Here is a 6,636-nt window from a genome sequence, read left to right on the forward strand (position 1 = left end):
CTAGCGCTAAGATTTCAAGTTTTTTTCTTCTCTTGTTGTCTTAACGGATGGCAAAATTATAGCCTTTTCCGAAAGATTCAAAGCATGGATTTTATTTTTAAAAATATTTTATCCCTAAATGCTCCAATTCTTTCTAAATCAATGAATTAATTTTCATCTGAAAGGGCCTGCAGGAAATAATCAAAGTAATTTTTCACTTGGGGCATGCTTTCCTTAGCTGCAATCCTCTTAATTCTGGCCACTACATCCTCATCATCTGCAAAACCCAAGAGTCCTTGGAATGCTCCCAAACGAACAAATATCTGATTACTATTTTCCATTTTGTCAAAAAGAAATGCCAAAGCTTTATCTCTACCTTCCTCAGGAAAGGTCACAAAATATTCTGCATAGTATCCCAGAAAGTAGTACAACCCTTCTCCTTTCAAGGATCTGGCCTTTTGCTCAAACCAATCTCCCTTTCCTTTCTTAGCAGTGTTGAGATAATAATCTGCCATTGGAATCACTATCCTGAAATTATCCTCTCCGGCAAAACGCTCCATAAAATCGTCTCCCGGTCCTTCTTCCCCCAAAGCCACCAAGCCCATCAAGGCCGAACTTGCAATAAGATAAGACTCATCGTTGACATATCTCTTCAGCGCAGCCTGATACTTGAAGGGATCATATGCCCCCAAGACATCAATTGCGCCTGCCCGAACAGAATTCCTGGTATCTCCCTCGGCTATTTCAAAAATCAAATCTTCCAAGTCCTGACTGTCAAGCAACCATTCCGGATGGCTTTGTGTAATTCTTAATGCCAATTCGCGAATAGACCAAAGCTCATCTTTCAAAGCGTTAGGAATCAATTCCTGCAAGACTTCGAAATTTTCCCAAGCTACCAGACTATCCAAAGCCTCATAGCGAGCTACTCCTACTTGCGACTCTAAAAATTGCTTTCTCATGAATGCCGAATCAACTTTAATTGTTTTCTCCAGCAATAGATTTTTTTCCTCATCCCAATAAATCTGATCTACAGGAGTCTGATTCTCTAAGGCAAATTGCTGGAAAGCCTGATTTAACTCAAAACGTTTGCTTTTTCGGCTACCCTCCTCGTACCAACTCACTTCAAAAGGAATTTTGTACAGCGGAAATTCCTTCAAGTCCTGCCTTTGACTGACGCTAATCAAAATATTTTCAGGGATGGAATAATCTACATCAACTTCCAATTCAGGATGACCTTTATCCAAGAACCACTGATTAAAAAACCAATTCAAGTCCTCTCCAGTGGTTTTTTCGAAAGCTAGTCTTAAATCATGCACCTCCACACTGCTCAGCGCATGAGTAGTTAGGTAGTTATTTAATGATTGAAAAAATAGCTCGTCTCCCACATATTCTCTCAACATATGCAAAATCACTCCACCCTTGGAATAACTATGGGAATCAAACATATCCTCATTATCCTCATAATAGAAGCGAATCAAATTGACTTTTTTAGACAAGGCCTCCTGAAAATAGGTTTCCTTTTCGGTGATCAGCTTCAGCTTTGCCTCGTCTTTCCCATTTTTATATTCGTTCCAGAGGTATTCTGAATAATTGGCAAAAGCCTCATTAAGCGTCAAATTCGACCAGGATTCTGCGGTAACATAATCACCAAACCACTGGTGAAAGAGTTCATGGGCAATGATATAATCCCATTCAGAATCTATGGCTTCCCGCTCAGTAAGCCGCAACTCTTCCATAAAAATCGAAGCAGTGGTATTTTCCATGGCTCCGGAAACAAAATCTCTTACTACGATTTGATCATATTTTGGCCAAGGGAACTTTACCCCTAATTTTTTTTCAAAAAAAGCCATCATTTCAGGCGTATGGGCAAAGACTTTTTCGGCACCTTTTTCATATCCTTTCTCCACATAATAGGCTAATGGCAAATCTTCATGCTTCGCTTCCACCTTTCCAAAATCCCCGATGGCAATAGCTGCCAAATAAGGAGCATGAGGAATACGGAGCTCCCAAGTATCCTTTCGCATTCCATTATCCAGTTTTGTCTGTTTGGTCAACACCCCATTACTGATAGTCACCAAAGAATCAGCCACTGTCAGGTGAATGGTTTGGGTAAAGCGCTCATTAGGCTTATCAATTGTGGGAAACCACTTGGAATTATGTTCTGTCTCTCCCTGAGTCCAAATCATTCGGGGCTTACCCGGGATCGTGTCCATTGGGTCAATAAAGTACAAACCTTTGGTATCAGTGATTGCCTCCGAACCCTGTCCAGAATTTCTTTCCGGAAATGCCGTGTAGGCGATAGTTAAAAGAAGCGTATCGCCGGGATTTAGAGCTTCCGGAAGATGGATTTCTACCTGCTTTTGATTATAGCGATAATTCAAATTGCTTTCTTGTCCTCGCGTTTTTCCGCTGATCTTCCCCAATTCAAAGTCCTTCGCATCCAGCGTAACCGTTTTTTGACTTTTTGCAAAAGGAGTCAAGCTAATCTTAGCGATTCCAATGACGGCGGTTTTTTGATAATCAAAACTTAAGTCTAATTCTGTGTGTAGGATATCAACTTTTCGGGTAGCACTTGCCTGATAATTCAGGAGCTCTCGCTCTTTGCGATTTTTTAATAAGACATATTGAAGCGAATCTTCATTAATTTGCTCAACAGGTGGACTTAAAACCTGAGCGCTTTGACCCGAAGTTTTGCTAGTGGGTTCTGAAGTTTTACAGGCTGAAAAAATCAAAAGCCCCGCCATCAAAAAAAATGAGGCAGGGAATTGCAAAATATTCTTTGGCATCGTAATCATTTATTGGATATTTGGAGAGAAATCTCTTGGAGACTTGAAAGTTCAGGGAGAATTAAAGGCTTAAATTAGCAGGAATGTTTTCAGTTATCATTAAGGACAAGACCTATTCGGTTGAAAAAACCGATCAACACGTCAAAGTTAACGATGAAATTTTTGATTGGGATATGCGATGGATTTCAGATCGAAAGATTCATTTTATCAAAAACCATCAATCCCTTGAAGCAGAGCTAGTTGCTTTGGATCGTGAAAGTAAGACGCTCCAAATCAAATTGAACCAAAAGGTAGTCGAACTGAAGTTAAAAGACCGATTCGATCTCTTATTGGAAGAATTGGGAATGGATGCGCTGGAAAATACCGGTATTCAAGACATCAAAGCTCCTATGCCGGGATTGATCCTGGATTTGAAAGTCAAGCCGGGCGATGAGGTAAAGAAAGGAGATGTGGTTTTGATTTTGGAAGCAATGAAGATGGAAAATACCATCAAATCCCCAGGAGATGGAATTGTAAAAGAGATCAAAGTTAACCTAAAACAGAGTGTCGAAAAAAATCAGGTCCTGATTACATTTTAATCAATCCTGCTTGGATTTCCCGTCTAATCCCAGATTCAATCCAAATTTGATTAGCATTCTGAACGGAAGAAATTATATTTGTCGGGTTATTTTGTGTCCAAAGTCAAATGGGCATTCCTTTTAAATCTTTAGAGAAATGAAATATAAACGCATCCTCCTGAAACTGAGTGGAGAAGCATTGATGGGAGAAAAAAATTACGGAATTGATCCCAACAGGCTGCAGCAGTACACCCAAGAAATCAAAAGAGTAAAAGAACTAGGTGTAGAAATTGCAATTGTGATTGGAGGAGGAAATATTTTCAGAGGAGTTCAGGCTGAAAAATCGGGGATAGATCGAGTTCAGGGGGATTATATGGGTATGCTTGCTACTTTGATCAACGCCATGGCGTTACAAAGTGCTTTGGAACAAGCTGGATTATATACCCGTCTGATGTCAGGAATCAAAATTGAATCAGTGTGCGAACCATTTATAAGAAGAAGAGCAATCCGTCACCTTGAAAAAGGCAGGATAGTAATTTTTGGTGCAGGTATTGGTAACCCATATTTTACCACTGATTCTACAGCCAGCTTAAGAGCCATTGAAATCGAAGCGGATGTGGTTCTGAAAGGAACAAGAGTAGATGGCGTCTACACTGCAGATCCTGAGAAAGACAAGACGGCAACTAAGTATCAAACCATTTCTTTTTCCGAGGTTTATGAAAAAAACCTCAATGTCATGGACATGACTGCATTTACACTTTGCCAAGAAAACAATCTACCAATTATCGTATTTGATATGAATAAGGCCGGTAACCTCAGCAGTTTAGTAAAAGGGGAAAATATCGGTACATTGATCACTTCACTGTAAAAACTATGGAAGAAATCGAATTATATCTGGATGAAGCACAGGAACTGATGCAAAAAGCAGTGGATCATACTGCTTCAGAACTATTAAAAATCCGTGCTGGAAAGGCAATGCCTAATATTTTGGATGGAATTTTGGTTCAGTATTATGGAGCCCCTACCCCATTGAACCAGGTATCCTCTGTCACCACGCCAGATGCAAGAACTTTAGCTATCAAGCCTTTTGAAAGAAATATGATCGGCGAAATCGAAAAAGCCATCATAAATTCAGATCTAGGCCTAGCCCCTCAAAACAACGGAGAGATCATCATCCTGACAATCCCGACTTTAACGGAAGAGCGAAGAGTAACTTTGGTAAAGCAGGCCAAGCATGAGTGTGAAAATGGAAAAATTTCCATTCGAACTGTAAGAAAAGACACCAACGAATCCTTAAGAAAGTTGCAAAAAGAAGGAGCTTCTGAGGATGAGGTGAAGAGAGCAGAAGATAAAGTGCAAAAGCTGACAGATCAATACAGCACTAAAATAGATGAGCTTCTTGCTAAGAAAGAAGCTGAGATTATGAAAGTCTAAAAACAGGACAGTACATTAACTTTAAAAAGCCACTTTCGGAAAGAGAGTGGCTTTTTTTGATTGGGGGCAAGAAATCCAATCAACCTGTTTAGCTTTTTGGAGATTACCAAACTCCCAATTTCAGAAATTAGCTAAATTGATGAAGTTAAATTCACATATTTAGCTAAATTTATGAAGTTGTATTCATGTATTTAGCTAAATTTGTGAAGTTGATACTATAAGCAATGGAAATCACAAGAAAAATTCTATCCCTTATTCAAAAACAGCTCTTTAAGGGAAAAGTCATCATTCTCTATGGAGCAAGAAGAACTGGCAAGACTACGCTAGTCAAAAAACTTGTGGAAGACAATCCAGATGATTCCTCCTATTTAAATTGCGAGTTGCAAGAAAATCAAGATCTTCTGTCAAACACCAATTCGATCCTTTTAAAGGATTTTATTAGCAAAAAAAAATTAATCATTCTGGACGAAGCCCAACACATCCCGCAAATTGGCTTAACCCTTAAAGTTTTGGTGGATACATTTCCTTCAGTCCAAATTGTCGCAACAGGTTCATCTAGCTTTGAACTTTCAAATCAAATCTCTGAGCCTCTAACTGGTAGATCCAGGCAATTTTTATTGCTCCCTTTTTCCTTGCAGGAAATTCACCAGCATTCAGATTTGATAAAACTCAAAAGTGAGCTACCAAACTACCTTCGTTTTGGCTTGTATCCTCAGGTAGTTATGGAAGAAGGGGAAGAAAAAATAGAGGAATTAATAGACATCAGCACAAATTACCTATACAAAGACATATTGCAGTTTGAGTCGGTTAAAAAGCCAGAAATACTTCAAAAACTCTTGAAAGCATTGGCCATGCAGCTTGGGAGTGAATCTTCATTGAATGAGTTAGCGCAAATTGCAGGAACTAATGTACATACGGTTAGTCGCTATTTAGATCTTTTGGAAAAAGCTTTTGTAATTTTCAGATTACCCGCTTTTAGTAAAAACCTCAGAAAGGAAATTAATAAAAGCCAAAAAATTTACTTTTATGATCTGGGAATTCGAAACGCCATCATTAGGAATTTCAGTGCTTTGGATTTGCGGATGGACTTGGGTGGCTTATGGGAAAATTTTTGTGTCAGTGAACGATTAAAGCACAATCAAAACAACAGAAGGTTTGTCAACACTTACTTTTGGAGAACGTATGACCAACAAGAAATCGATTATATCGAAGAAATAGATGGAATGTTTTTCTGTTTTGAATTCAAATACAATCCTAAGTCCAAATCTAAATTTCCTAAGATTTTCAGCCAAACCTATACCAATTCCAGCTTTCAGGTAATCAGCCCAGATAACTTTTATGAATTATCTGATTTGGGATAGAAAATCCATATTGGATCTGAATAAAAGTAGCGATCCCAAATCGCATTCTTCCTGATAATTAACCCAATAAAACTTACCTAAAATTCAAAGCGAGCCATTTTTCAAGTCAACTGATGGATTTTTTTGAAGTTTATGTATCGATATCTTATTAAAAGCCAATTGAAAGTCCAGATTGAAGGCCAACCTTCAGACTGGAAGCTGATATATAAAGTAATTCAATTTGAAAATAATTCGTCGCAAAATAGGTCAAACTAAATTTAAAAGCGTATTTTACCTGACCATCATTTTTTAGTGATCAAACATGAAAATCCTATTTTTTATTTTGTTCCTTTTTGCCTTTGGAGATATTACTGCTCAAACAGTCAGTGGATTAGTTCTTGAAAAGGATTCAGGTCTTCCCCTTCCCTTTGCCAATGTTTTTGTAAACAACACCACTCAGGGAATTGCTACCGACGCGGAAGGCAAGTTTAGTATATCCGGTGATTTTCCTTCGCAGATTGAATTGGTCGCCTCATTTGT

Annotated in this window: 6 protein-coding genes; 5 read left to right on the top strand and 1 reads right to left on the bottom strand. The window is 38.5% G+C overall.

The window, feature by feature from the left end; genetic code table 11:
• Nucleotides 1-146 precede the first annotated feature (146 nt).
• On the bottom strand, nucleotides 147-2,774 hold the full coding sequence (locus tag B2906_RS00490) for a M1 family metallopeptidase (RefSeq protein WP_219956909.1): 2,628 nt from the start codon (nucleotides 2,772-2,774) through the stop codon (nucleotides 147-149).
• A gap of 74 nt (nucleotides 2,775-2,848) precedes the next feature.
• On the opposite strand from B2906_RS00490, the gene B2906_RS00495 reads away from it, so the two are divergent.
• The 5 genes from B2906_RS00495 to B2906_RS00515 all read left to right on the top strand — a co-directional run.
• Entirely contained in the window at nucleotides 2,849-3,343 is a 495-nt protein-coding gene (locus tag B2906_RS00495; RefSeq protein WP_091652784.1) for an acetyl-CoA carboxylase biotin carboxyl carrier protein subunit, read from the top strand.
• Between the two features lie 136 nt (nucleotides 3,344-3,479).
• A complete protein-coding gene (pyrH, locus tag B2906_RS00500) occupies nucleotides 3,480-4,190 on the top strand; it encodes a UMP kinase (protein ID WP_219956910.1) in 711 nt (236 codons plus the stop codon).
• Nucleotides 4,191-4,195: 5 nt separating this feature from the next.
• Complete coding sequence (gene frr / locus B2906_RS00505; RefSeq protein ID WP_219956911.1) at nucleotides 4,196-4,756, top strand: ribosome recycling factor; 561 nt, start codon at nucleotides 4,196-4,198, stop codon at nucleotides 4,754-4,756.
• Between the two features lie 224 nt (nucleotides 4,757-4,980).
• The gene (locus tag B2906_RS00510; protein WP_286935212.1) at nucleotides 4,981-6,117 is read left to right on the top strand and encodes an ATP-binding protein; all 1,137 of its coding nucleotides are present in this window, start codon (nucleotides 4,981-4,983) and stop codon (nucleotides 6,115-6,117) included.
• Nucleotides 6,118-6,418: 301 nt separating this feature from the next.
• Nucleotides 6,419-6,636, top strand: a 218-nt coding sequence (locus tag B2906_RS00515) for a carboxypeptidase-like regulatory domain-containing protein (protein ID WP_286935213.1), incomplete at its 3' end; no start/stop codon positions are given.

Source organism: Algoriphagus sp. UBA3586 (genome assembly GCF_002376385.1).
GTDB lineage: Bacteria > Bacteroidota > Bacteroidia > Cytophagales > Cyclobacteriaceae > Algoriphagus > Algoriphagus ornithinivorans.

Bases quoted from the DNA above. Each gene is read 5' to 3' on its own strand.
- B2906_RS00510 (WP_286935212.1), top strand. From the start codon at position 4,981: ATGGAAATCACAAGAAAAATTCTATCCCTTATTCAAAAACAGCTCTTT.
- pyrH (WP_219956910.1), top strand. From the start codon at position 3,480: ATGAAATATAAACGCATCCTCCTGAAACTGAGTGGAGAAGCATTGATG.
- frr (WP_219956911.1), top strand. From the start codon at position 4,196: ATGGAAGAAATCGAATTATATCTGGATGAAGCACAGGAACTGATGCAA.
- B2906_RS00495 (WP_091652784.1), top strand. From the start codon at position 2,849: ATGTTTTCAGTTATCATTAAGGACAAGACCTATTCGGTTGAAAAAACC.
- B2906_RS00490 (WP_219956909.1), bottom strand. From the start codon at position 2,774: ATGATTACGATGCCAAAGAATATTTTGCAATTCCCTGCCTCATTTTTT.